This is a genomic window from Micromonospora salmantinae (genome assembly GCF_022230905.1).
Classification (GTDB): Bacteria; Actinomycetota; Actinomycetes; order Mycobacteriales; family Micromonosporaceae; genus Micromonospora; species Micromonospora salmantinae.
Genome location: NZ_JAKKFG010000019.1, coordinates 55,068 through 78,497 on the forward strand (window position 1 = coordinate 55,068; position 23,430 = coordinate 78,497).

Below are 23,430 nucleotides of genomic sequence, written 5' to 3' on the forward strand. Positions count from 1 at the left end.
GCGCACCGTCCCGATCAGGGGATGGTGCCACCGCATTCTGCCGACCAGGGTCCGGCTCCCGACAGCGGGGAGGCGGCTCGGTTCAGGCGGTGCGGGTGGCGAAGACGACGACGTTGTCGACGTAGTTGCCGGTGGCGGCGTCGAACCGGCCGCCGCAGGTGATCAGGCGCAGCCCGGCGGCGTCCGCCGGGCCGTAGACCAGGGTGGTGGGGAAGTGCTCCTTGGGGTATGCCCGGACGTCGTCCACTGTGAACGTGGCGACCCGTGCGTCGGCGCGGGTGACCTGTACCTGCTGCCCGGCGCGGAGCCGCCCGAGGTCGAAGAAGACCGCCGGGCCGGACGGCGCGTCGACGTGTCCCACCAGGACGGCGTTGCCGGTTTCACCGGGGCTGACCCCGTGCCGGTACCAGCCGGCGAGGGTGGGCCTGTCCAGTGGCGGCACCTCCAGCACCCCGGCGGCGTCGGCGCCGACGGGGACGATGTCGGCGCCTACGCCGATGGCGGGGATCTGCACCCGGACCGGCGCGGCGGGTGGCAGCGGAGCCAGGTCCGGTGCGGGGTGGGTGCGGGTCGGCGCGTCGGCCGACGGTCGTGGTGGCCGCGCCGGGTCGGCGGTGAGGCCGACGGTGATCAGCCCGAGCCCGGTCACGCCGAGCAGGGCCACCACTGCCGCCAGGGCCCGCCGCGACCGCACGTGTGCACCTCCGTACCGGATCGTCGGGGTGCCCGCACCGGTGTCACCGGCGCGGGCACCCGTCTCAGGGATGGAACGGCCGCCGATCAGGCGACAGTGGACACCGGACGGCGCCGGCGGATCAGGATCACCGCGCCGGCGAGGGCGGTGCCGAGCAGCGTGCCGCCGGCGGCGAGAGCGCCGGTGTCACGGTTGTCGCCGCCGGAGCCGGCCGGCGCGCCGCCGATCGGGGTGACGGCGAAGGTGGCGGTGCCGGCCGAGCTGCCGTCGCCGCAGGTCGCCGCCACCGTGTACGTGCCCAGGGTGAACCCGGCGGTGAAGAGCTCGGCGCTCAGCCCGCCGCCGGCGGCGGCCGTGGTGGATCGGACGTTCTGGTCGCGGTTGGGGCCGGTGACCCGGAAGAGGGCGTCACCCGACTTCGGGTTGCAGGTCGTCGCGGTGAGCACGACGGTCCCACCGACCGGGGTGGTGGCCGGTGACACAGTGGTGTCGGCCAGTGCGGCGCCTGGCAGCAGGAGCGTGCCGAGGCCCACGCCGAGCGCCGCCGAGCAGAGTGCTGTTGAGACCTTCATACGCGTCTTCCCTCACTTTTCGTCCGCTGACTGCGTGGGACGTCGTTCGGGTGGCCAACTCCGTGACTAGCACCGGTGTGCCCAACACTAGGTGGGTTGGGTCCTCGATCAGGTGAAAATGAGAAATCCTCGTTGCCGTCACGTGTCCACCCGAAGGCGGGGAGAGCTGCGGAAAGGCCCGGACGGCCCGACCGGCACCGGTGCTCCGATCGATGGCCATCCGGTCGGGCTGTCGTCGCTGTGTCGATGGCGAGGTATTGCCGGAGACGGCGGAAATGCACCGCCTGGCCGCCCGCGATCGACGACCGGGCGCGTCGGGTGCGCGCTCGGGTCAGTGGGCCTGGGCCGGGGTCGGGTCGGGCATCGGCTCGCCGGTCTCCAGCAGGGTCTTGAGGCTGGCCAGCAGCTCCGGCCAGCCGCCGCTGCCGTCGAGCTGGCCGCTGATCGCCCGGTGCATCTCACTGTCGGGGGAGAAGTCGTCGTGGATGACGGTCAGCCGGACGGTCGACGCGCTGTGCGGTTCGATCTCGAAGGTCACCGTCGACCGGCGCTCACCGAGGCGGGCGGCCAGCTCCTCGGCGGACCAGCCGAAGTGCTCGGCGTGCTCGGGTTGGAAGCCGTGCCAGCTGTAGGAGAGACGTCGGTAGGGCTCGGCGACGAGCACCCGTTGGCCGAGGTCGCGCGGCTCGCCGTCCGGTGCGTCCTGCCACAGCACTGGTGACCCGACCTGCCAGTCCGAAACCAGCGCGACTCCACCCCAGTAGCGACGGGTGAACGCCGGTTCGGTGAGCGCGGACCACAGTCGCTGCGCGGTGCTCGTGACGTAGGTGGTGTAGACGAAGGTCGGGCTCTCCATGGGTTGTCGCTCCAATGCGGTGGTCAGGTCGGCCAGGGTGGCAGCGCGCTCGCGGTCGTAGCGGCTGAGCCACCGGTCGGCGATGGCGTTGATCGGGGCGGCGTTGAGGTAGTGCAGCTTCTCTCGGCCGCGCCGCACGGTCGTGACGAGATTGGCCGCCTCCAGCACCGACAGGTGCTTGCTGACGGACTGTCGGGTGCCGGCCAGCCCGTCGCACAGCTCCCGCAGGGTCTGGCCGTTGCGCTCGTTGAGTCGGTCCAGCAGTCGACGCCGGCTGGGGTCGGCCAGCGCCCGAAACGCGTCGTCCATCGACCCTTCCCGCAACAGGCAACCATTCGGTTGCTTGTCAACTTAGGCAACCAATGGGTTGCCTGTCAACCTGGCTGTCGGGTGGCGGCACGCGTGCGAACCGGACCGTGTGGCAGCGTGGTGCGGGTGACCGACTCCGCGCCGCTCGACGTCGACCTCGCGCTGCTCGGTGGCGGCGGCGCCGCGTCGTTGCTGCTCGCCGCACTGGACCGGCACGGCGTCCGGGATCTGCGGATCGCCATCGTCGACCCGGTGCGCCGCCGCGGTCAGGACCGCACCTGGGCGTTCTGGGGTCACCCCGACAGCGACCTGGACCCGCTTCTGAGCGCGAGCTGGCAGCAGGTCGAGGTGGCGACGGCGGCGCGACGCCGCGTCCTGGACCTCACCCCGCTGCGGTACGCCATGCTCCGCTCCGGCCCGGTCTACGACCGGGCTGCCGACGCCGAGCGTCGCCTCGACACCATCCGGATCGTCGCGCCCGCCGAGACGGTGCGCGACGACGGTGACCGGGTGCTGGTGGGCACCGGCGACGGGCGCGGCGTACGGGCCGGCTGGGTGCTCGACTCCCGTCCCCGACCGCCGGCGCGAGCGGGGCGAACCACCTGGTTGCAGCACTTCCGGGGGTGGTGGCTGGAGGCTGACCGGCCGGCGTTCGACCCGACGCGCGCGGTGCTGATGGACTTCCGTACCCCGCAGCCGCCCCGGGGCGTCTCCTTCGGCTACGTGCTGCCGGTCAGCGACCGCTACGCCCTTGTCGAGTACACCGAGTTCTCGCCGTACCTGCTGACCGACGCCGGGTACGACGCGGCGCTGGCCGGCTACCGGGATCTGCTCGGGCTGGATCCGACCGGGCTGCGGGTGCGCGAGGTGGAGAACGGGGTGATCCCGATGACCGACGCGCCGTTCCCGGCCCGGCCCACCCCCCGCGTGGTCCGCCTCGGCACGGCCGGTGGCGCGACCCGCCCCTCCACCGGCTTCACCTTCTCCGCCATGTACCGCCAGGCCGACCAGGTGGCCCGCGCCCTCACTGCCGGCCGCGCGCCGGTGCCCGAGCCGGCGTACCCGCGCCGGCACCGCTGGATGGACGCGGTGGCGCTGCGGGCGCTGGACCGGGGCGGGGTGGGCGGTCCCGAGTTCTTCGACCGGCTCTTCGACCGCAATCCGGCCGAGCGGGTGCTGCGCTTCCTCGACGGCGGCACCACTCCGGCCGAGGAGGTCGCGATCATGAATTCGACCCGGCTGTGGCCGATGATCGCCGCGACCGCCGGTGACGCCGCACACCGGGTCCGCGACCGGCTGCGCCCCACCCGGCCCGCGCCGGCCATCCCACCCGCGGTGGTGGGTCCGGCGCCGACGGCTCGGCGCGCCGGCCCCCCGAGCGGGGAGGACGACGTCCGCGCCCGGTAGGTTGCCGGGCATGGTGGACGCGGCGGCCGGCAGGGGCGTGCAGATCTGGACCGACGGGGCGTGCAGCGGCAACCCCGGTCCGGGTGGTTGGGGTGCGCTGCTGCGCTACGGCGATCACGAGCGGGAGCTGTGCGGCGGTGAGGCCACGCCCACCACCAACAACCGGATGGAGCTGATGGCGGCCATCCAGGCGTTGGAGAGCCTGAACCGGCCGGTCACCGTGGAGCTGCACACCGACAGCACGTACGTGCGCAACGGCATCACCAGTTGGCTGGCGTCGTGGAAGCGCAACGGTTGGCGGACCGCCGCGAAGCAGCCGGTGAAGAACGCCGACCTGTGGCAGCGGCTGGAGGCGGCCTGCGAACGGCACGAGGTCACCTGGCTGTGGGTCAAGGGGCACAACGGCCATCCGGAGAACGAGCGGGCCGACGGGCTCGCCAACAAGGGTATGACCGAGGCCCGGGGCGCGCTGACCAGCCGCTGATCCCGGGTCAGCGAGTCGCGTCCGGGTGCCCCGGCATGCTGGAACCGCCGCCGCTGCTGCCGGAAGAACCACCGGCGACGCCCGAGTTGTCGGGCTCGGTCACGATGTCCGGCCGGACGTCGGTGTCCGCCGGTGCGGGGACCTCGGTGTCCGTCTCGACCTGCACCAGTGGCGCCTGGCCGGCCTCGTCCTCGCTGTGCTGTGGGTCGCCCGGCTGCTCACCTTGGCGATTTCGGTAGCCCACGCCGTGCCCCCCGTCGATACCGGTCCGCGTCGGCGCTGGCTACCCGGCGTCGTCCCGGCCGAAACCTGACCCGCCGGCGGGGACCGCCGACCCGACCGTTTCGGCCCGCGGCGCAGCGGACGGCAGCCGCAGCGTCCGGCGGCGGCTGAGCGCGACGACCAGCGCCAGCGCGAGCGCGCCGACGACCACCAGGAACGCCCAGGTGTTACCGAATTGGTCGTTGACCACGCCACTGGTCGCGGAGCCGGCGGCGATGCCGAGTTGCCCGGCCGTCTGCAACCACCCGTACGTCTCGGGGAGCCGGACCGCCGGGGTGGACCGCGCGAGGATCTCGTCGGTGACGGCGAGGAACGGCGCCAGCGCGAGACCGAAGACCGCCAGCGCCACGGCCATCTGTGGCACGTTGCGCGGCAGCAGCAGCGCCACCGAGGTGGCGGCCAGTGTGCCGAGCATCGTCAGGTACGCCGCCGCCGGGCTGCCGGGCCGCCCCCGGCTCGCCAGCAGCACGCCACCGGCCAGGCTGCCCACCGACCAGATGGTCACCAGCAGCCCGGCCTGGTCCGGGTGCCCGACGGTGGTGGCGAACGCGGGCACCAGCACCCACATCGCGCCGATCCCCATCATGTAGCCGACGTGGGTGCCGACGACGGTGCGGCGGGTGGCCTGGCCGGGCAGCGCGGAGCCCTTCCCGCGAGGCTGCCGGTCGGCCTCGCGCGGTGGCAGCACGGCGACCATGCCGAGCAGCCCGGCGCTGCCGATCACCGCGAAGGCGAGCAGTGCGGCAGTCGGTCCGCTGATCAGCAGGCTCAGTGTCACCGCCAGGGGGCCACCCACGTAGAGCACCTCCTGCCCGACGGCGTTGACCGCGTACGCGCGGGCCAGCGCGGCGGGGGCGACGAGCCGGGCCAGGTGGGCGCGTCCGCTGCCGACCGCCGGTGGGGTGCTGACGCCGGCCACTGTGGCCAGCGCCACGAACGCCGCCGGTTCGGTGGTGACGGCCAGGCCGAGCAGGGCGAGCAGGTGGGCGAGGCCGGTGGCGAGCAGCACCGGCCGGGCACCGAGCCGGCCCAGGAGTCGGCCGACCAGCGGCGCGGTGACCGCCAACCCGATCCCGCAGCCGGCGCTGGCCACGCCGGCGGTGGCGAAGCTGCCGGTGTTCTCGTGGCCGAGCAGTACGACGAGCAGCTGCCGCAGTGCGACAGGTAGCTGCGCCACTGTCATCAACACGATGAGCAGCACCGCCCGTCGGGGTACATTCACAACTTATGAATCTACCCGAGGACGGCTCGCCCAACCTGCTGGGCGCACTCGCCCTGCTCGTCGGCTCGCGGATGCGGGCCTCGGTCAGCGCGTCCGCCGGTGCCGGTGGCGCGCTCGCCGAGGCGCTCGTCGTCCTCAAGGACCAGCCGGGGGTGACCGCCGAGTGGTTGGGCCAGGTGCTGGGGCTGACCCAGCCCGGCGTCGCGCACCTGGTCCGGCGGCTCCGGGAGCAGGGCTGGGTGGAGCGGCGTCCCGGCGCCGACGCGCGCAGCCGCGCCCTGCACCTCACCACCGAGGGCACGGCGGCGGCCGCCCGGACCCTGCGCGCCCGGCAGGAGGTGCTGACCGCGCTGCTCGCCCCGCTGACCGTCGAGCAGCGCGCCCAGCTCGCCGACCTCGCCCGCGCCCTGCTGCACGACGAGGTGGCCGACGCCGCCAGCCTTGCCCACCTCTGCCGGCTCTGCGACCGCGCCCGCTGCCCACAGTGCCCGGTCCATGCCGGCTTCCAGGAGTTGACGGCAGCGTGCGGGGGATCAGATCAGGCCGTTCCTACCGGCGACGGCCCCGACGGGCGGGGGAGCGGGCCGGCTGACGGACCGGGGTGAGCGGCAGCGCCGTCCAGTGCGCCGGCCGGGTGAGCGTCTGCGGCAGCCCCGTGTGGGTGTCACCCCGGGCGGCGTCCAGCTGGGTCTGGTGCAGGAAGAGCGTGCGCCGCAGGTCCGCGCCCCGCAGGTCGGCGCCGCGCAGGTCCGCGCCGGTGACGTCGGCCAGGCCGAGGTCCGCTCCGCGCAGGTCGGCGCCGATGAGCAGCGCCCCGCGTAGGTTGGCCCGGCGGAGGTCTACGCGGCGCAGGTCCACCCCGAGCAGGTGCGCTCCCCGCCGGTCGGCGCCGCCGGGGGCGCGGGCCGCGTCGCTGGCTTGGGACAGCAGCGGGTTGACCCGGCTCCGGTGGTCGGCGACGTCCACCGCGCGAAGCTGCGCCGGGTCGCCCTCGGTGAGCGTCAGCGTCTCGGCGCGGGCGCGTTCCAGCTCGGCGCGCAGATCGGCCGGCGGGCGCAGCGCCACCGCCTCGGTGAGGTACCAGAGCAGTTCGTGCAGCGGTCGCAGCACCGCGAACGCCTCCGCCATCGCCGGCAACGTGTCCGGCGCGTCCCGCCAGTCCCGCCCGCCGAAGGTCACCTGGGCGACCTGCTGCCCGGCCCCGAAGCAGTCGAACACCGTGCAGCCGGGGAAACCACGCTGCCGCAGCTCGGTGTGGATGCCGCAGCGGTGGTCGGGGCGCAGGTTGGGGCAGGGCGAGCCGGCCGGCTTGTCGATGGCGAAGTCCGCCGACGCGGCGAAGGCGGGCACCACGCAGCACAGCCCGAAGCAGCGTCCGCAGTCGGCGCGTAGCTGCGCCGCCCCGGACGGCGGTGCGGTGCGGTGCGACACGCCGACGGTCCTCCTGACGATCAGGGTTGGGCCACCATTGTTTCCTGTGCCGCACCCACGGGTCGGTCGGGGGTCACCGTGCGTGCGTGTCGCCGGCCGTCGCGGGGCGCGGTGCCGGGGTGCGGGCATCGCCCGGTGGCGGCACCAGTCGGCGGACGTCCCGCTCGCCGTCGTCGTGCCCGTACTTCTGGTCGAAGTGCCGTTTCACGACGGCGACCGGCGTACGGTCCCCGTCGGAGGGCTCGGCCAGGGCGAACACCCCGGGCGCCGCCCCGGGCGCGCGGGGCGGCAGCACGGCTCGCACCGACAGCGGCCCGGTCACCCGGAACCCCCGGCAGTCGACGTAGTGCTGCCCGTCCACCGTCACGAACGGCACGCGTACCTCGACCACGTCCGACTCGTCGTGGCGCAGCGTGACCATGACCGACCAGTACCGTTCCAGGTCGAGGGTGGCCTGCTCGTGCTCCCACAGCTCCTCGAACCGGGCGTGCACGAACCCGCCCCACGGGCTGTCCATGTCCACCTCGAGCTGCGGCACGTTGAACGACAACTTCCCGATCGGGAAGAACGAGATCAGCGCCCGCCCGTCCCACTGGTAGAGCTGGATCGACGGGGACGCGTCGTAGAGCCGGACCTGTAGGCGGTGGCGCAGCCGCGAGTCGAGCGCGTCGGCGAACGCGGCCAGGTGGCGCAGGTTGGTGCGGATCTGTCGGGGCACGTCCACCCGTTGCCGTTCCAGCTCCTCGGAGCGCTGCTGGGCGGCGGTACAGTCGGGGTCGAGCAGGAGCAACTGCACCTGGGCACCGTTGGCGAGCGCCGCTCGCACCGCGCTCAGCGTCTCCTCACGGTGCCGTTGCTCCAGCAGGATCGTCCAGGTGTCGAGGATGCGCACCCGACGGCCGGAGCGGTGCAGCCGCGTCACGAACGCCTGTTGGTCGAAGCTGAGGTGCTCCTGCACCCGCGCCTTGCGGGCCTCTTCGAACAACGGGTCGAAGATGACGTACGAGATGGCCGCGAGGACCACGCTGGCCCCGAGGTTGAGCAGCAGGTCGCTGAGGAAGCCGGTGCTGCGCCAGGCGGCCAGCAGCATGACGACGGCGATCGCGAAGAGTGCCCCACCGACGACGAAGGCCCGTCGTTGCCGCCCGCCCCGACCAGCCCACCCGGGCATCCGGTCCCCTTCCGCCGTCGGTCGGCCCCACTGCCGCTTGCTGGTCACCGGAGTTCGGAGGATACGTGCCCGCTTTGCTGGGCGCTGTCCCGTTCTCCGAGCGGCTGGTTCGCCGCTCGGACCCGCTCCACCGCTCATAGGGTGACGGTAACGGAGTCGTGCGACCACGGAGGGTGGCGGGGTGGACAAGAGTGAACGCGAGCAGGCGCTCCACACTGTCCTGACCACTGAACGCTGCTGGTCAGACGGATCGCCAGTCGTCGTTCGTCAACGCCGCGGCCTGGGGACCCATCAGCAGCATGCCCCCGTCGACCGGCCAGGACGCGCCGGTGACGTAGCTGGCGGCGGGGGAGGCGAGCAACGCGACCACGGCGGCCACCTCCCGGGCGTCGCCGGGCCGGCCCAGCGGCACGCCGGGCCGTTCCTGGGTGAACGGGTCGACATCCTCCTGACCGGTCATCGGCGTGGCGATCTCGCCCGGGGCGACGGCGTTGACGGTGATTCCGTCGGCGGCCAGTTCCTGGGCCATCACCCGGGTCAGCAGCCCGAGCCCGCCCTTCGCGGCGCAGTACGCGGCGGAGCCCACCCGGGGCGCGTGCTCGTGCACGCTGGTGATATTGATGATCCGCCCGCCGGCGCCGGTGGCCCGCATCCGTCGCGCGGCCCGCTGGGCGCACAGAAATGGCGCGTCCAGGTCGACGGCGAGCACCTCGCGCCACTGCTCCCACCCGGTGTCGACGAACGGCGTCGAGGCCCCGGTGCCGGCGTTGTTGACCAGAACCCCGATGCCGCCCAGCCGGTCGGCCAACTCGTCCACCACCGCCGCCGCGTCCGGCAGTCGGGTCAGGTCCACCTCGGCGACCTCGCAACGTCGTCCTGTCGCGCGGACCTCGGTGGCCGTCCGCTCCGCGCCGTCGGGGTCGCCGTACCAGGTGATGCCGATCTCGAAGCCGGCCTTTGCCAGCGCCACCGCGCAGGCCTTGCCGATGCCGGAGTCCGCACCGGTGACGACGGCGATCCTCGGGTAGTTCTCGTATCGCTGTGGCATGCTGCCGCACTACCCCGGCAGGGCCGGCCCAACCGCCACGAGGACCACTGCTCATCTGCCGGCGGCGTACCGTCGCCTGATGCGGATCACCCGATTCACGCACGCCTGTGTCCGCGTCGAGCACGACGGCGGGGTGCTGGTCGTCGACCCGGGGACGTGGAGCGAGCCGCGGGCCCTGGTCGGCGCGGACGCCGTCCTCGTCACCCACGAGCACACCGACCACATAGACGTGTTGCGGCTCGCCGGTCTCGGTGTCCCCGTGTACGCGCCGGAGGGCGCCCGCCTGCCGGATCTCGCCCCGCTGCCGGTGACCCGGGTCCGTGCGGGCGAGCGGTTCACGGCGGCCGGCATTCCGGTCAGCGCGCACGGCGGCCGGCACGCCGCGATCCACGAGGGGCAGCCCGACTGCGCGAACCTCGGCTACCTGATCGGCGGCGAGCTCTACCACCCGGGCGACGCCCTGCACGTGCCGGACGAGCCGGTACGCACCCTGCTCGTCCCGGCCCAGGGGTCCTGGCTGCGCCTCGACGAGGCGATCCGGTTCGCCGGCGCCGTGGGCGCGGCGGCGGCGTACCCGATCCACGACGCGCAGCTCAACGAGCGCGGTCTGGCCGGTGTCGCGGGTTGGTTCGCCGAGACGATCCCCGGCTACCGTCACCTGCTGCCCGGCGACACCGCCTGACCCCTGTCGTCGCCCGCCGCCGGGGTGCGGAAACGCGGCGCGGCGGCGGTGAGCACCGCGGTCGCTGTCGGGGCGGCCCACCCGTCGGTCAGCTCCGTCACCAGGTCGGTGACCAGTCGGGTCACGGCCGGCCCGCCACCCGGGTGCAGCGCCTCGGCGACGATCAGCACCGACGAGGTGCCCGCCCGCACCGCCGACCAGCCGCTCTGCCGGTTCGTCCACCGTCGGGCGTGTGCCCGCCCGGCGGAGTCGACGAAGGTCACCTCGCCCGGCTCGGGATGCTCGGTGTCGCCGGCGAAACTCAGGTACGCCTCGTCGCCGTGCGCCGGCCGGACCACCAGGTCGCCGTCGACCCGGTCCAGGTCGAGCGCCGCGACCGGGATGGCGTACGCGGCCGAGATGGCGTTGCAGAGATCGACGAGCGGGTGCACCCGGGGCAGCTCGCCGTCCAGGCGTAGCCGGCGCAGCAGCGCCTCGGCGGCGCACCGGTACCTGGTGGGCCGCAGCCCCATCGCCGCGTACGCCCGCCGCCACGCCTGGATCTCCGGGAACCCGCTCTCGGCCCCACCGGCCAACCGCCGCCGCGCCTCGGTGAGATGGGCGGCCGTGCGTGCCGCCACGTCGGCGGTGGCGGTGATCCCGGCGGCCTGCACCACTCCGGCGACCAGGTCGGGGTACGCGTCGCGGAGCCGCGGGGAGTGTTCGAAGTACACGGTGGTCCTATCGTTCGGTGAGGGCGAGGGTCACGCCGAGCGCGACGAACGTGCCGGCGGCGGATCGGCGCAGCCAGTCGGTGACCCGGGGTCGGGTCAGCACCCGGTCGCGTACCCGGGCCGCGAAGATGCCGTAGCCGCTGAACACCACGAAGGTGAGCAGCATGAACACTGCGCCGCAGCCGAGCATCGCCCGGGTCGAGCCCGGCGCCGTGGTGTCCACGAACTGCGGCAGGAACGCGACGAAGAACATCGTCGGCTTCGGGTTGAGCAGGTTGACCAGCACCCCGGAGACGATCACCCGGATCGCCGAGCGGGGCGGGGCGTCGGTGGTCACCGCGAAGGCGTCGCGGTCCCGTGCCATCGACCAGGCCAGGTAGAGCAGGTAGCCGACGCCGAGGTAGCGGACGGTCTCGAACGCCACGGCGCTGGTCTGCATCAGCGCGGCCAGCCCGGTCATCGCGGCGAGCAGATGCGGCAACGTCCCCAGCGTGCAGGCGAACGCGGCCAGCACCCCGGCCCGCGCACCCCGCGACAGGCCGGCGGAGAGCGTGAAGATCACCCCGGTGCCGGGGGTGACCACCACGATCAGCGTGGTGATCAGGAATGGGATGGTCACGATCGTCCTCCGGCGGAGTTGGCAGGTGTGGCTTCTGTTCACTCTGCTGCCACAATGGTCCGATGGGCAGAGCCAAAGTGACTGCGTCCGAGAGGTCCATATCGGCCGGATCCGACTTCCTGCACCTGACCATCACCGACGCGACGCCGGGCGGGCGCGCCGACTGGCTGACCGACCGGCTGCGGCAGGCCATCGCCGAGGGGCGGGTGCCGGTCGGTGACCGGCTGCCCCCGACCCGGGTGCTCGCCGCCGACCTCGGTGTCTCCCGGGGCGTGGTCACCGAGGCGTACCAGCGCCTGACCGAGGAGGGGCACATCGCCGGTCGGGGCCGGGCCGGCACAGTCGTCGTCGCCGCGCCGGCCGCGCCCACACCCACCCCGACCGCCGCGCCGGCACCGGTCACGACCTTCCCGCCGGCACCGGGCACCGACATCTTCGACGCGGTACGCGCGGCGCACGCGACAATCGACCTGACGCCCGGCGTACCCGATCTGGCTGCCTTTCCCCGCGCGGACTGGCTGCGCGCCGAACGGAGCGTGCTGCGCCACCTCGCCGCGGCCGACCTCGGCTACGGCGACCCCTGTGGCACGCCCGCGCTGCGACAGGCCGTCGCCGCCTGGCTGGCCCGCAACCGCGGCATCAGCGTCGACCCCACCGAGGTGATCATCGTGGCCGGCGTCTCCCAGGCGCTCGGGCTGCTCGCCCAGGCACTCACCGCCGCCGGCGTCGACCGGATCGCCGTCGAGGACCCGGGCTCGCTCGGGGTGCGCCAGCACCTGAACAACTGGCGGATGGACACCCCGCCGATCAGCGTCGACGACGCCGGGCTGCGGGTCGACGAGTTGACCGCCAGCGGCGTGCCGGCCGTGATGCTCACCCCCGCGCACCAGTTCCCGACCGGCGTGGTGCTCGACGGTGACCGCCGCCGCCAACTCGTCGCCTGGGCGCGGGCCGGCGGTCTGATCATCGAGGACGATTACGACGCCGAGCACCGCTATGACCGTCCTCCGGTGCCGGCCCTGCGTGGTCTGCTGCCCGAGCAGGTCTGCTACGCCGGCAGCGTCTCCAAACTGCTCGCCCCCGCCCTGCGGGTCGGCTGGCTGCTCGTGCCGCCGCGACTGCGCGAGGCGGTGGTGGCCGCCAAGCGCAACGCCGACCTGGGCAACGCCGTGCTACCGCAACTGGTGCTGGCGGAGTTGATGACCTCCGGCGCCTTCGAGCGACATCTGCGGCTGCTGCGCCGGCGACACATCCGCCGGCGGGACGCGATGATCACCGCGCTGGCCCGGGCGTTGCCGTCGGCGACGGTGCACGGCGCCGCCGCCGGCCTGCACCTGATGATCACGCTGGACGACACAGTGGTCGACACCGAGTTGGCGGCGGCGACGCTGGCGCGCGGGGTGAAGGTGCAACCGCTGTCCTGGCACTGCCAACGGCCGTACCGGCCCGGCCTCGTGCTGGGCTACGCGGCCCGTACGTCCACCGAGATCTCCGACGGCGTCGCCGCTGTCGCCGCCGCCCTCCGCCACGTCCAACGGCCCTGAGCAGGGGGGTGGGTGCAGGGGACATGTCAGCGGTGGCGGACGTGTCGGTCGCCGTCATATCTGGTGTGGTCTATGTCACGGTAGCTTCGGCGCACGCCGACGCCCGTTGGCGCTGCCGAGAAGAGCGCTCATGCCCACACCGTTGAAAGCCGCCACCACCCTCGCGGCCGTGCTCCTGCTGATCCTGACCGTTGCGGCACCCGCCCAGGCCGCCAACCCAGCCACCAAGCCCCCGGTCTCCGGGTCACTGGGCACCTACAGCGTCTCCGGCGTCTACGTCGCCGGGGTCTCCTCCGGTGGCTACATGGCCACGCAGTTGCACGTCGCCTACTCATCCCGGATCCGGGGAGCGGCCGTCTTCGCCGCCGGGCCCTACTACTGCTCCCAGAACACCCTCACCCAGGCGCTCTACGGCTGCGGCGACAACCGGTACCCGACCAACGTGTCCGCCCTGCAGGCGTACACCCGGACCTGGGCGTCGTACGGCTGGGTCGACCCGGTCGGCAACCTGTCCGGCGATCCGGTGTACGTGTTCCACGGCGGCAACGACACCACGGTCAAGAAGTCCGTCACCGACGACCTGGTCCGCTACTACCAGCACTTCGGGGCCAGCGTGCAGTACGACAGCGGCTCCGCCGCCGGTCACTCCTGGGTCACCCCGTACGGCACGCTCGGATGCGCGCCGACCGCGTCGCCGTACCTCAACGACTGCGGTACCGACCCGCAGAACGCACTGCTGCGCAAGCTGCTCGGCGGGGTGAACGCACCGAACACCGGGGCGCTCGGCGGCTCGCTCATCCGGTTCAGCCAGAACACGTTCGCGGTCAACGGCTGGGCCAACGGGTTGAGCATGGACGGCAACGGCTTCGCCTACGTCCCGTCGGCCTGCGCGGCCGGCCAGTCGTGCCGGCTGCTGGTCGCCCTGCACGGCTGCGTGCAGTCCGCAGGCGCGGTGGGTACGACGTTCGTCGACCGGGCCAACCTCAACCAGTACGCCGACACCAACAACCTGATCGTCCTGTACCCGCAGGCGGCTGCCTCCCTCAGCAACCCGAACGGCTGCTGGGACTGGTGGGGCTACCTCGGAGCGACCAACTTCCCGATCAAGGGCGGCGCGCAGCTCGAGACCATCATGAACATGGTCCGCCGGCTGGACGGCTGAGTGCCCCCGGGCTGGCCGGACGGACCGGTCAGCCCAGGAACAGCTGGACGAGGACCAGCACGGCGAGCAGCGCCGGCCCCCGTGACCCCTGACGCATCAGGTCGACCGGGATCATCCCGAACGGTGTGTTGACCGTCGCGCCGCCGTAGTCGATCGGCGGGCGGGTGCCGGCCCGGAACGCGGCGGCCACCACCCCCAGCGCCAGCGTCGGCGCCAGCCAGGCCGGCCCCGGGTCGACGGTCGGCAGGGTCAGCAACCACCACAGGCCCGCGCCGACAGCCGGCACCACCACGTGGATCCCGCGCAGTAGGTTGTCGCTGCCACCGAGCGCCCGGCGCAGCCCGGGTGAGCGGCTGACCGACCGCAGACCGCCGGTCAGCCGGTTGGCGGCGAGGTACGCGAACACCACCTGCGCGGCCCCGGCCAACCCGGGCAGGGCGAGCGCGGCAGCGTACTGCACCCCGATCAGCGCCGCCCAGATCAGCACGGCGCTCGGGTGGCGGCGCAACCGGCGTACGTCGGCCTGGAGCAGCGCCCACCAGCCGGGGCCGGGCCGGAACCGGCGGCTGCGAACCCGGCCGATCCGGCGCCAGCGGCGGCTCTCCACCAGGCCGGCGAGCAGGCTCGGATCCAGCAGGATCGTGGCCGTGGCGGCGGCGTTGGCGAACTGCGCGCCGGTGGTCAGGGTGGCCCGGTCGACCCGGGGCAGCGCGCGTATTGCGAGGATCATGCCCACGCCCGCGAGGGGCACCGCGGCGGCGAACAACGCGACGATCGGCGTCGTCGCCGGCCGGGACAGCCCGTCGCCGAGGCGACCGACGAGCACCACCAGGGCGGTGATCACGGCCGCCGCCACCATCGGCACCGCACCGACCACTGTCGGCCAGCGTCGCCCCGACCGGCTGCTCTGGGCGACGACGCTGAGCGCCAGCGCCGCCGCGCCCCACCCGGCGCCGGCCGCCGCCGCCCAGCCCAGGGCGGACGGTTCGCTGACCCCACCGAGCGCCGCCACCGCCACTCCGAGCGCCGCGGTGCCGGCCGCCGCACCCAGCAGCAACAGGACGAAACGCGGCGCCAGCCAGGCCCGCCGGTCGATGGGCGCGCTGGTCGCCCAGCTCTGCGTCGCCGGGGTCACCAGCAGCGGGCCGAGCGCGCGCAGACCACGCCACGCTAGCCCCGCGCCGGCCAGCAGCGCGGCGACCGCCAGCCACCACCGCACGCCCGGCTCGGCCTGCCCCACAGTGGGGGAGTCCAGCAGGTCGCGGCTGGCGCTGATCGCGAACCAGCCGTACATGCCGACGAACAGGACCATGACGTACGCGTCGCCGAGCACGTCGCCGAGGGAATGGTCGTGGTGCCGGCTGCGGGCCTTGCGCAGGTGCGTCCGCACCTGTCGGGCGCTCGGCACCCCGACCGGCGTGTCGGCGATCGTGGCCGGCGCGGCGGTCACGTGCCGATCTCGATGCGCTCGTCGACCACCGCGTCGATCAGCTCCGGGTCGTGCGAGGCCAACAGCACGGCCGTGCCCGCCGCCCGTTCCCGCAGGAGTCGGTCGGCGAGCCACTGTCGCCCGCGGACGTCCAGCCGCTGCTCGGGCTCGTCCAGGATCAGCACCCGGCGGGGCCGGACGAAACAGGACGCCAACGCCAGCCGGCGGCGCTGCCCGCTGGACAGCGTCACCGGCAACTGGTCGCGGGCCGGCTCCAGACCCAACTCGGCGAGGACCTCCTCGACCGGCTCGGCGTCACCCCCGTGGGCGTACGCGACCAACTCCAGGTGCTCGACCACCGACAGGTCGGGGAAGAAGTCGATGTCGTCCAGGGCGGCCGCCACCAGCGCCCGCACCTGAGGATCGGTCTCGTCGGCCCGACGGCCCTGCACCAGCACCTCACCCGCGTCCGGCCGGTCAGCGCCGACGACACAGCGCAGCAGGGTCGTCTTGCCGCTGCCGTTCGGGCCCAGCACCACCGCGATCCGGCCCGCCGGGAGCGTGAAGCTCACCTCGTCGAGCACGATCAGGTTGCCGAAGTTGCGACTGAGTCCCCGTACCGAGAGCGCGTCCACGCTCACAGAGTCTCCCAGAGCCATGCCACCGACCAACCCGAGCGACCTACGTCACCCGGGTGTCGGCGTCGTCCTCCAGTCGGGCGTCGGCGGCGGCCAACCCCTGGGCGTCGGCGACCTCCTCGGCCACCGCCGCCGCGTCCGCCCAGTGCCGCCGCGCGTCGGCCCGGTCGCCCAGCGCGGCGCAGGCGTCACCCAGGTAGAGCAGGGTACGCGCCAGCCCGGCGGTCGGTCGGGTCTCCTCGCGCAGCCGGCGGCTCTCGGCCAGCAGCTCGTACGCCGTCCGCGCCTGCCCCGGGGTGCTGCTCAGCAGCGTCGCCCCGGCGTTGAGCAGCGCCGTCGCCCGGCTGGTCGGGTCGTTTACCGACTCGTACTCGCGCAGTGCGGCCCGCCACGCCTGGGCGGCGTCCAGGTGCTCGCCGAGCGCCGCGTGCACCAGCACCAGGTTCGTCAGCGCCGCCGCGTACCCGCGCGCGTCGCCAATCGACCGGAACGTGTTGGCCGCCCGCACCAGGTGGTGGTGCGCGGTGTCCGGTTCGCCCCGGGCCAGTTGGGCCGCGCCCAGGCCCAGCTCGGTGAGGGCGTGCCCGGCCCGGTCGGCGCCGGAGCGGTGTCGGCGGGACATCTCCAGGTGCTCCACCGCGTCGTCGAGCTGCCCCAGGTCGAGCAGGGCCAGCCCGAGGTTCATCCGCGCCTGGGCGTTGCCGCGTCGCCCCCGCTCGTTGACCGCGAGGGTGAGCGCGGCCGCCGCCCCCTGCGGGTCGTGCCGGCGTCGACGCAGCACCCCCAGCTCGTTGTGCGCCCATCCGGCGATCTCCGGACGGTCGTCGGCGGTCGGGGTGGCCAGCACGGTACGGCAGACCTGCTCCCACTCGTCGAGCCGCTCGGCGTACGCCAGCCACCCACACAGCGCCACGGCCAACCGGAACCACCACCGACGGACCCGGCGGGGCAGTGTCTCCTTCGCGCCGGCCGGCACCCGCACCACCGCCAGCAGCAACTCCTGGTGCAGGTCGAACCAGCCGTACGGGTCGTCGTCCAGCGGCAGCGACCACTCCCGGTCACCCGGGGAGCCGAGCACCGCCAGGTTGGCCGCGTGCCGTTCGGCCCGGCGGGCCAGGTGCCGGGTCAGCCGGGCCTGCGCGGCGACCCGGGCCCGGACCGGATCCGCGTCCCGCAGGTGCAGTCGGGCGCTGCCGGCCAGCAGGGGGCGGATCTCGTACCGGTCGCCGGGCGCGCCGACCACGAACGCCGCAGCGGCCAACCGGTCGAGCAGTGCGGTCACCAGCTCGGGGTGCCGCCCGGCCAACGCGGCGATGGTGGGCCGGTCCACCGGGGCGGGGACCAGCGACATCAGCCGGTACAACCGTCGGGCCTGGCGGGGCAACACCCGGTAGGCGATGTCCCGTTCGGTGACCAGGCGGGCCGCCGGTGAGACGGCGAGCCGCTGGTGCGGTGGCGTCTGCACCGCGCGGCGCAGCGCGTCCAGCACGTCGGAGTGCCGCCAGCCGTGCTGAGCGGTGCGGTAACCGAGCGCGCGGACGGTACGCGGTTGCCGCCCGCAAAGGTCGACGATCTCGCGTACCGCCGGGTCGGTGCGCGGGTCGGCGCGACGGACCCGGGCGGCGGGCGCGGCCCCGCCCGCGGTCGCGAACAGCTCCACCGCCTCGGACGTGCCCGGTTCGGCGATCCAGTGCGCGACCACACCCTCCAGACCGACCAGCGCCGGACCACCGGCGAGCAACAGGCGGCAGGTGCGCGCGGTGGGCGGCAACAGTGCCCGGACCTGGTCGGGACGGTCGACGTTGTCCAGCACCAGCACGATCTTGCGACCGTCGAGCTGACCGCGCAGCGCGTCGGCGGCGGCGGCGAGCGCGTCCGGCCGGCCGGAGGTCGGCGGGGCGGTGCCCAGGATCCGGGCCAGCGCGGTGAGCACCTGCCGGGCCGAGCGGGGTCGACCGCGCCGCCGCAGGTCCAGGTAGTACTGACCGTCGGGGAAATCCTCCCGGCACTCGTTCGCGGCCTGCACCGCGCACGCGGAGGTGCCCACCGCGCGTCGGCCCAGAACCGCCACCGCATGCTCCCGGGTGAGCAGACCGAGCAGCGCGTCGACGTGCTCCTCACGACCTGTGAACTCGGCCGTGTAGGGCAGATTGGGCGCCCCGGCGGCGGGGGTGGTGAGCACCTCCGTCGGCTCGGGGTCGACCTCCCGGCCAGCCCGGCGGCGGCGCACCTCGTACACCACGTAACCGACGACGCCGCCGGAGGCCAGCACGATGGTCACCGGCCCGAGCACGCTGGCCGCCAGCTCGGAGAGGACATTGCCGGCCAGGTTGCTGGCCACGTTGGCGAGGACGCTGCCGACCACGCCGCCGATCGCGATCAGCGCCGGCCACCGCGAGCCGCCACGCGAACCACCCGGCCCGGTCACCGCACACCCCCGGAGACGAGCCCGGCGACCAGGTGCCGCCGCGAGAGGACCACCAGCACCACGGGCAGCACCGAGGCGAGCACCGAGCTGGCGGCCAGCGCCCCACTGTTGCTCACGAAGCTGCGGGTCTGCTCGGCCAGGAACGGCCCGAGCGGCGACGACCCCGGCCCACCGAACAGTCGCCCCACCACCAGGTCGTTCCAGACCTGGACGAACTCCAGCACGGAGACCGCCACCACCGCGGACAGGTTGTGCCGCGCCAACCGGCGCAGGGTGTGCCACCACCGACGCCCGCCCAGCCGGGCGTCGCGGACCTGCTCCACCGGCAGGTCGGCGAACGCGTTGCGCAGCACCAGCACCGCGAACGGCACGCCCAGCGCGATGTGCACCAGGGCCAGGCCCTGGGCCGTGCCGGAGGAGAGCACCAGGCCCAGCACCTCGTTGACCGGCCCGGCGATGACCTGGATCGGCACGACGCTGGCCGCCAGCAGCAGCAGCCCGGTGGCCTGCGCGGCCGGCCCGGTCAACCACGCCAACGGGTACGCGGCCAGCAGCGCGACCACCAGCACAGTGGCGGTCACCGCGGTGGCCAGCAGCAGGGTGAAGCCCAGCGTGCGCCACAGCTCGGTGCCGGTGACCAGGTCGCGGTAGGACTCGCCGTTCGGCGGCGCCGACCACCAGCCGCGCGCCGCGGCGTCCACCCGGCCGTGCGCCGACGTGGCGACCAGCACCGCCAGCGGCACCAGCCAGGCGATCGCGGCACCCGCCGCGAGCAGCCGGAACACCCGTCGGGGCGGGGCGACCGGGGCGGGCTCCGGTGCCGCCTCGACGCGCGGCGGGGGCCAGGCCTGCCGGACGAAGAGCGCGGCCACCATGATCCCGCCGATCACCGCCACCAGCCACACCACGCCGAGCGCGGCGCCCTCGCCGGTGGTGGTGCCCCCGGACGTCTGCCAGATCCGCAGCGCCAGCACCGAGGCCTCGTCGCGGACCGAACCGGGGGTCATCACCAGGATCAGGTCGAACGTGCGGCTGGTGCCGACCGCCACCAACGCGAAGACCACAGCGGTCGTGCGCAGCAGCAGTGGCCGCCACTGCGCGTCCCACAGCACGTGGCGACGCGTACCGCCGTAGGCGCGCACCGCGTCGGCGAGGCTCGGCGGCACCGCGTCCAGCGCCGAGCGGAAGACCAGCACCGCCAACCCGACCCAGGCCCAGACGAACGCCGACATCAACGCGACGGTCACCATTCCCGGCCCGAGCAACTGCGGCGCGTCCTCGACCGAGCGGCCGGCCAGTCGGGTCGCGACCAGTGTGGCCAGCCCCCGGCTCGGGTCCGGGTCGTACATCAGCCGGAAAGTGACCCCGGTGACGACCAGCGGCAACGCCACCGGCACCAGGAGGATCAACCGGACCAGGCCGCCCTCCTGGGAACGGCGGGACGCGGCGGCGAGCAGGTAGCCCAGTGCCGTCACCACCGCCGGCACCAGCAGGGCCCAGAGGACCGTCCGGCCGACCACCGCGCCGGTGCCCGGGGCGGCGAGCGCGGTCTGGAAGTGCGCCGGGCCGACCCAGCGACCGTCGGTGGTGACGCTGGCGTGCATGGTCCGCAGCACCGGCCACAGCACCAGCCCGCCGAGCAGCACCGCGGCCGGCAGCAGCAGGGCCGACGTGGCCCCCGCCGCCGGATAGGCCCGACCCCGCCGGGCTGGGCCGACGTCGTCGAGGACCGCCAGTTCGCCGAGGACCCGTACCTGGCTCATCGGCCGCCCCCCGCGTTGCGGGCCGCCGCGGCGAGCAGGCCGGTGGCCCGGCGGATCGCCTCGCTGGCGCGGACCCCGTCGGTGACGTCGGCGAAGAAGCCCTGCATGATCCGCCAGATGCCGACCCCGTCGGAGCCGGTGAACGCGCCGGGCAACTGGTCGGAGAGGTCGAAACGCAGGGTGCCGGGCGTGCGCATCTCCTCGGCGAGACCCTGGCCGACGCGGTCCCGGTAGCTGCCGATCGCGACGTTGGTGTTGGGCGAGAGGTAGCCGCCGTCGCGCAGCCACGGCTGGAACGAGTCGGCCCTGGTGAGCCACTCGACCAGCTCGACTCCACCCCGGGCGTCGGCGAACGCCACGGCCGCGTCCCCGCCGACGATCAGCGGGCCGCCGCCCGGCTGGGCGCCCGGGAACCGGAACGTGACAGGTGCCTCTGGGCCGCGCTGGAACGGGTCGGCGACGTCGGCGGTGAAGTCGGCTCCGACGAGCATCACCGCCCGCTTCGTGTGCACCACCTGGATCACCGACTCCTCGTACTGGGTGAGCAGGGCACGGCGACCGCCGCCGACGAACGCCCCGTTGATGCTCCACAGCCCGGCGAGCCGGTCCAGTGCCTCGCGCACCGGTCTGCCCTGCCAGTCGGCGTCCGGCCGGGCCAGGGCGTTGTAACTCTCGGGTGCCACGTCGGCCAGCACGTTCTCGAACCAGTCGGTGAGCACCCAGCCGTCCGCGGCGCCGATGGCCAGGGGCGCCGGCCCGCCGTCGCGCCGGGCGAGCGCGCCGAGCTCCCGGGTCCGCCGGACCAGCGCGTCCCAGTTGGCCGGCTGCACGGGCAGCATCGAGGGCAGATGCCAGACCAGCGACTTGTGCGCCGCCTTGACCCAGACGCCGTAGCGCTGACCCTCGGCCGTCAGCAGCTCGCCCAACCCGGCAGGTACGGCGTACTCGGTGGACGCGCGCACCGGGCTCAGCCAGCCGCGCTGGGCGTACTCGGTGACCAGGCCGGGGCGCGGCAGGATCGCCACGTCCGGGCTGGTGCCGGCCAGGTGTCGGGCGCGCAGGAACGCGTCGATGTCGTTGCCGGCGCTGATCACCTGCACCGGGGCGGGGTAGCCGGCGACGACCTCGCGGAACCGGTCCAGCTCGCTGGTGCTCCAGACCACAGCTACCTGCACCGACCGGGTTCCGCCGGAGCAGCCGGCGGCCAGGGCGGTGGCGCCCGTGGCGGCGGCGCGCAGCAGCGTACGGCGACTCACCCGGGCGGCCGGCGTCATCGGGCCGCCTCGCTCGGCTCGGTGACCAACTCGTGTCGCACCGGTATCTCGGCCAGGGTGGCCGGGTCGGAGGTGCAGACCAGCACCGCCACCCCGGGGGCGTCCGGCGGCGAGAGGCGAGGCATCAGGTCACCGAGGCGGCTGTCGCCCGCCGAACCGGCCGGCAGGTCGACCACCAGCACCTCGGGCAGGCAGGCCGCCGCTCGGGCGAGCGCCACCCGGAACCGCTGGGCGTCGGAGATCTGGTGCGGCAGCAGGGCGAGGGAGAGCGCCAACTCGAGCCGGTCGACAACGGTGGCCGTCCAGTCGTTGGCCACCTCGTGCACCCGTTCGCGTTTGCGCTGGCCGTACTCGATGTTGCGCCGCACCGTGAGCTGCGGCAGCAGCGCGCCACCGGCGGGCACGTAGCCGATCTGCCGGCGGGGCGGCGGCAGGCTGGTGACGTCCCGGTCGCCGACGAGGACGCGACCGGTCACCGGCGGGGCCAGCCCGGCCAGCACCCGGGCGACCGCCGTGCCGAACCGGGGCGGCGCCACCAGGGCGACGAGCGTGCCGGCGGGAACGTCGAGGGTCACCGGCCCGGTGCCCGGGACGGCGACCAGTGCGCGTAGCCGTAACGTGGCACTCACCTCCGGTGACCATTGATGACCGTCCCAGGGTGGCACACCGTGACGACAACCGACGCTTCCGACCCTTCCACTGTGGAGAAGGTCGGGGCTGTTCAGGCGGGGGAGTAGAGCGCGGCGAGCCCGGCCGCCGTGGCGGCCAGCCGTTCGCGCAGCGCCACCGGGGCCAGCACCTCGATGTCGGCACCGAGGCGCAGCAGCTCACCGTGGGCGTGGGTGAGCGACTCGATCGGCAGCACCGCTGTCACCCAACCCCGCGCGTCCGGTGGCCCGGCGCTGCTGTCCATCGCTGTCACCACCGGATCGCTGCCGACCTCGCGCAACCGCTCCCGCCCGGCGGGGGAGAGCCGGACGTGGGCCTCGTCGCGGTGCAGCCGGGCCCGGAACTGCACCACGTGCGCCCGCCACCAGGACGGCAGGTCGAAGTCGGCGGGTCGGTCGAACTCCTGCGCCAGTGGGGTCAACGCGAGGATCTGGTTGACCCGGTAGGTCGCCGGCGCGCCCCGGCCGGGCTGGCCGGCCACCACATACCAACGGCCGCCCTTGAGCACCAGGCCGTACGGCTCCAGGACCCGGGTCACCTCGCCGGTCCAGCTGCGGTAGCGCACCTCGACGCGGTGCTGCCGCCAGACCGCCTCGGCCGTGCGGGCCAGCTCGGGGGAGGCGTCGCCGTCCGCGTACCAACCGGGAGTGTCCAGGTGGAAGCGTTGTTGCAGTCGGGTTGCCCGGTCGCGCAGCGGCGCGGGGAGCGCGGCGTGCAGTTTGAGTTGCAGCGCCGCCACCACGTCGCCGTAGCCCAACTCGTCGGCGGGGCCGGGCAGCCCGGCCAGGAACAGCCGGTCGGCCTCCTCGGCGGTCAGCCCGGTCAGTCGGGTCCGCCAGCCGTCGACCAGTTGGTAGCCGCCGGCGTGCCCGGCCTCGCCGTAGAGCGGTATGCCGGCGGCGTGCAGCGACTCGACGTCCCGGTAGATGGTGCGGGGGGAGACGGCCAACCGCTCGGCGAGCTGCGCGGCGGTCAACCGCCCGTGCGACTGGAGCAGCAGCAGGACGGAGAGAAGTCGAGAAGCCCGCACTTC

At 74.0% G+C, this 23,430-nt stretch carries 23 protein-coding genes; 6 read left to right on the forward strand and 17 right to left on the reverse strand.

Annotated features, from left to right (window positions below; translation table 11 throughout):
• Window positions 1-82: 82 nt before the first annotated feature.
• The 3 genes from PSH03_RS16195 to PSH03_RS16205 all read right to left on the reverse strand — a co-directional run bounded on the left by PSH03_RS16195 (window position 83) and on the right by PSH03_RS16205 (window position 2,431).
• Window positions 83-694, reverse strand: a complete 612-nt coding sequence (locus PSH03_RS16195) for a class F sortase (RefSeq protein ID WP_238689625.1) — start codon at window positions 692-694, stop codon at window positions 83-85.
• Window positions 695-780: 86 nt separating this feature from the next.
• On the reverse strand, window positions 781-1,266 hold the full coding sequence (locus tag PSH03_RS16200; RefSeq protein WP_091406610.1) for a hypothetical protein: 486 nt from the start codon (window positions 1,264-1,266) through the stop codon (window positions 781-783).
• A gap of 331 nt (window positions 1,267-1,597) precedes the next feature.
• A complete protein-coding gene (locus PSH03_RS16205; RefSeq protein ID WP_210787372.1) occupies window positions 1,598-2,431 on the reverse strand; it encodes an ArsR/SmtB family transcription factor in 834 nt (277 codons plus the stop codon).
• A 93-nt stretch (window positions 2,432-2,524) separates the two neighbouring features.
• On the opposite strand from PSH03_RS16205, the gene PSH03_RS16210 reads away from it, so the two are divergent.
• On the forward strand, window positions 2,525-3,838 hold the full coding sequence (locus PSH03_RS16210) for a lycopene cyclase family protein (protein WP_372494770.1): 1,314 nt from the start codon (window positions 2,525-2,527) through the stop codon (window positions 3,836-3,838).
• A 10-nt stretch (window positions 3,839-3,848) separates the two neighbouring features.
• Window positions 3,849-4,322, forward strand: a complete 474-nt coding sequence (rnhA, locus tag PSH03_RS16215; protein WP_091406604.1) for a ribonuclease HI — start codon at window positions 3,849-3,851, stop codon at window positions 4,320-4,322.
• A 7-nt stretch (window positions 4,323-4,329) separates the two neighbouring features.
• On the opposite strand, the gene PSH03_RS16220 is transcribed toward rnhA, so the two are convergent.
• Together PSH03_RS16220 and PSH03_RS16225 are read right to left on the reverse strand one after the other, a co-directional pair.
• Complete coding sequence (locus tag PSH03_RS16220) at window positions 4,330-4,566, reverse strand: preprotein translocase YidC (RefSeq protein WP_203117470.1); 237 nt, start codon at window positions 4,564-4,566, stop codon at window positions 4,330-4,332.
• Between the two features lie 39 nt (window positions 4,567-4,605).
• Window positions 4,606-5,826 carry an MFS transporter gene (locus PSH03_RS16225; protein ID WP_238689627.1) on the reverse strand — a complete coding sequence of 407 codons (1,221 nt, stop codon included), beginning with the start codon at window positions 5,824-5,826 and terminating at the stop codon, window positions 4,606-4,608.
• Window positions 5,827-5,831: 5 nt separating this feature from the next.
• On the opposite strand from PSH03_RS16225, the gene PSH03_RS16230 reads away from it, so the two are divergent.
• Window positions 5,832-6,431, forward strand: coding sequence for a MarR family winged helix-turn-helix transcriptional regulator (locus tag PSH03_RS16230; RefSeq protein WP_238689628.1), 600 nt, complete (start codon window positions 5,832-5,834; stop codon window positions 6,429-6,431).
• Here PSH03_RS16230 and PSH03_RS16235 read toward each other — a convergent pair.
• The 3 genes from PSH03_RS16235 to PSH03_RS16245 form a co-directional block, all read right to left on the reverse strand.
• On the reverse strand, window positions 6,376-7,257 hold the full coding sequence (locus PSH03_RS16235) for a pentapeptide repeat-containing protein (protein ID WP_238689629.1): 882 nt from the start codon (window positions 7,255-7,257) through the stop codon (window positions 6,376-6,378). The genes PSH03_RS16230 and PSH03_RS16235 overlap by 56 nt on opposite strands.
• Before the next feature lie 73 nt (window positions 7,258-7,330).
• Window positions 7,331-8,476, reverse strand: coding sequence for a DUF5919 domain-containing protein (locus PSH03_RS16240; RefSeq protein ID WP_238689630.1), 1,146 nt, complete (start codon window positions 8,474-8,476; stop codon window positions 7,331-7,333).
• A gap of 193 nt (window positions 8,477-8,669) precedes the next feature.
• The gene (locus PSH03_RS16245) at window positions 8,670-9,476 is read right to left on the reverse strand and encodes an SDR family oxidoreductase (protein WP_210785105.1); all 807 of its coding nucleotides are present in this window, start codon (window positions 9,474-9,476) and stop codon (window positions 8,670-8,672) included.
• Between the two features lie 79 nt (window positions 9,477-9,555).
• On the opposite strand from PSH03_RS16245, the gene PSH03_RS16250 reads away from it, so the two are divergent.
• A complete protein-coding gene (locus PSH03_RS16250) occupies window positions 9,556-10,158 on the forward strand; it encodes an MBL fold metallo-hydrolase (RefSeq protein WP_238689631.1) in 603 nt (200 codons plus the stop codon).
• On the opposite strand, the gene PSH03_RS16255 is transcribed toward PSH03_RS16250, so the two are convergent.
• Entirely contained in the window at window positions 10,131-10,871 is a 741-nt protein-coding gene (locus PSH03_RS16255; RefSeq protein ID WP_238689632.1) for a B3/B4 domain-containing protein, read from the reverse strand. The two genes, PSH03_RS16250 and PSH03_RS16255, sit on opposite strands and share 28 nt — an antisense overlap.
• A gap of 7 nt (window positions 10,872-10,878) precedes the next feature.
• On the reverse strand, window positions 10,879-11,490 hold the full coding sequence (locus PSH03_RS16260; protein ID WP_091406584.1) for a LysE family translocator: 612 nt from the start codon (window positions 11,488-11,490) through the stop codon (window positions 10,879-10,881).
• Window positions 11,491-11,552: 62 nt separating this feature from the next.
• Here PSH03_RS16260 and pdxR point away from each other — a divergent pair, with 62 nt between their 5' ends.
• Both pdxR and PSH03_RS16270 read left to right on the forward strand, forming a co-directional pair.
• Complete coding sequence (pdxR, locus tag PSH03_RS16265) at window positions 11,553-13,034, forward strand: MocR-like pyridoxine biosynthesis transcription factor PdxR (RefSeq protein ID WP_238689633.1); 1,482 nt, start codon at window positions 11,553-11,555, stop codon at window positions 13,032-13,034.
• A gap of 130 nt (window positions 13,035-13,164) precedes the next feature.
• A complete protein-coding gene (locus tag PSH03_RS16270; protein ID WP_238689634.1) occupies window positions 13,165-14,196 on the forward strand; it encodes an extracellular catalytic domain type 2 short-chain-length polyhydroxyalkanoate depolymerase in 1,032 nt (343 codons plus the stop codon).
• A gap of 28 nt (window positions 14,197-14,224) precedes the next feature.
• Here the strand turns inward: PSH03_RS16270 and PSH03_RS16275 are convergent, their stop codons facing one another.
• From PSH03_RS16275 to PSH03_RS16305, 7 genes are all read right to left on the reverse strand, one after another.
• Window positions 14,225-15,646 carry a DUF6297 family protein gene (locus tag PSH03_RS16275; protein ID WP_238689635.1) on the reverse strand — a complete coding sequence of 474 codons (1,422 nt, stop codon included), beginning with the start codon at window positions 15,644-15,646 and terminating at the stop codon, window positions 14,225-14,227.
• Window positions 15,643-16,266 (reverse strand): ABC transporter ATP-binding protein, encoded by a 624-nt coding sequence (locus PSH03_RS16280; protein WP_238689636.1) that lies wholly within the window; start codon window positions 16,264-16,266, stop codon window positions 15,643-15,645. The genes PSH03_RS16275 and PSH03_RS16280 overlap by 4 nt, the downstream gene beginning before the upstream one ends.
• Before the next feature lie 40 nt (window positions 16,267-16,306).
• Window positions 16,307-18,691 (reverse strand): tetratricopeptide repeat protein, encoded by a 2,385-nt coding sequence (locus PSH03_RS16285; RefSeq protein WP_238689637.1) that lies wholly within the window; start codon window positions 18,689-18,691, stop codon window positions 16,307-16,309.
• The gene (locus PSH03_RS16290; protein ID WP_238689638.1) at window positions 18,688-20,454 is read right to left on the reverse strand and encodes an ABC transporter permease; all 1,767 of its coding nucleotides are present in this window, start codon (window positions 20,452-20,454) and stop codon (window positions 18,688-18,690) included. The genes PSH03_RS16285 and PSH03_RS16290 overlap by 4 nt, the downstream gene beginning before the upstream one ends.
• Window positions 20,451-21,728, reverse strand: coding sequence for a type 2 periplasmic-binding domain-containing protein (locus tag PSH03_RS16295; protein ID WP_238689639.1), 1,278 nt, complete (start codon window positions 21,726-21,728; stop codon window positions 20,451-20,453). Before PSH03_RS16295 ends, PSH03_RS16290 begins: the two co-directional genes overlap by 4 nt.
• Entirely contained in the window at window positions 21,725-22,357 is a 633-nt protein-coding gene (locus PSH03_RS16300; RefSeq protein ID WP_238689640.1) for an ATP-binding cassette domain-containing protein, read from the reverse strand. The genes PSH03_RS16295 and PSH03_RS16300 overlap by 4 nt, the downstream gene beginning before the upstream one ends.
• Window positions 22,358-22,449: 92 nt before the next feature.
• On the reverse strand, window positions 22,450-23,427 hold the full coding sequence (locus tag PSH03_RS16305) for a helix-turn-helix transcriptional regulator (RefSeq protein ID WP_238689641.1): 978 nt from the start codon (window positions 23,425-23,427) through the stop codon (window positions 22,450-22,452).
• Between the last annotated feature and the right edge of the window lie 3 nt (window positions 23,428-23,430).

What these genes read in the sequence shown, in the direction of transcription:
- PSH03_RS16245 (WP_210785105.1), bottom strand. Translation starts at nt 9,476, where the DNA reads ATGCCACAGCGATACGAGAACTACCCGAGGATCGCCGTCGTCACCGGT.
- PSH03_RS16200 (WP_091406610.1), bottom strand. Translation starts at nt 1,266, where the DNA reads ATGAAGGTCTCAACAGCACTCTGCTCGGCGGCGCTCGGCGTGGGCCTC.
- PSH03_RS16290 (WP_238689638.1), bottom strand. Translation starts at nt 20,454, where the DNA reads ATGAGCCAGGTACGGGTCCTCGGCGAACTGGCGGTCCTCGACGACGTC.
- pdxR (WP_238689633.1), top strand. Translation starts at nt 11,553, where the DNA reads ATGGGCAGAGCCAAAGTGACTGCGTCCGAGAGGTCCATATCGGCCGGA.
- rnhA (WP_091406604.1), top strand. Translation starts at nt 3,849, where the DNA reads ATGGTGGACGCGGCGGCCGGCAGGGGCGTGCAGATCTGGACCGACGGG.
- PSH03_RS16250 (WP_238689631.1), top strand. Translation starts at nt 9,556, where the DNA reads ATGCGGATCACCCGATTCACGCACGCCTGTGTCCGCGTCGAGCACGAC.
- PSH03_RS16230 (WP_238689628.1), top strand. Translation starts at nt 5,832, where the DNA reads ATGAATCTACCCGAGGACGGCTCGCCCAACCTGCTGGGCGCACTCGCC.
- PSH03_RS16270 (WP_238689634.1), top strand. Translation starts at nt 13,165, where the DNA reads ATGCCCACACCGTTGAAAGCCGCCACCACCCTCGCGGCCGTGCTCCTG.
- PSH03_RS16205 (WP_210787372.1), bottom strand. Translation starts at nt 2,431, where the DNA reads ATGGACGACGCGTTTCGGGCGCTGGCCGACCCCAGCCGGCGTCGACTG.
- PSH03_RS16295 (WP_238689639.1), bottom strand. Translation starts at nt 21,728, where the DNA reads ATGACGCCGGCCGCCCGGGTGAGTCGCCGTACGCTGCTGCGCGCCGCC.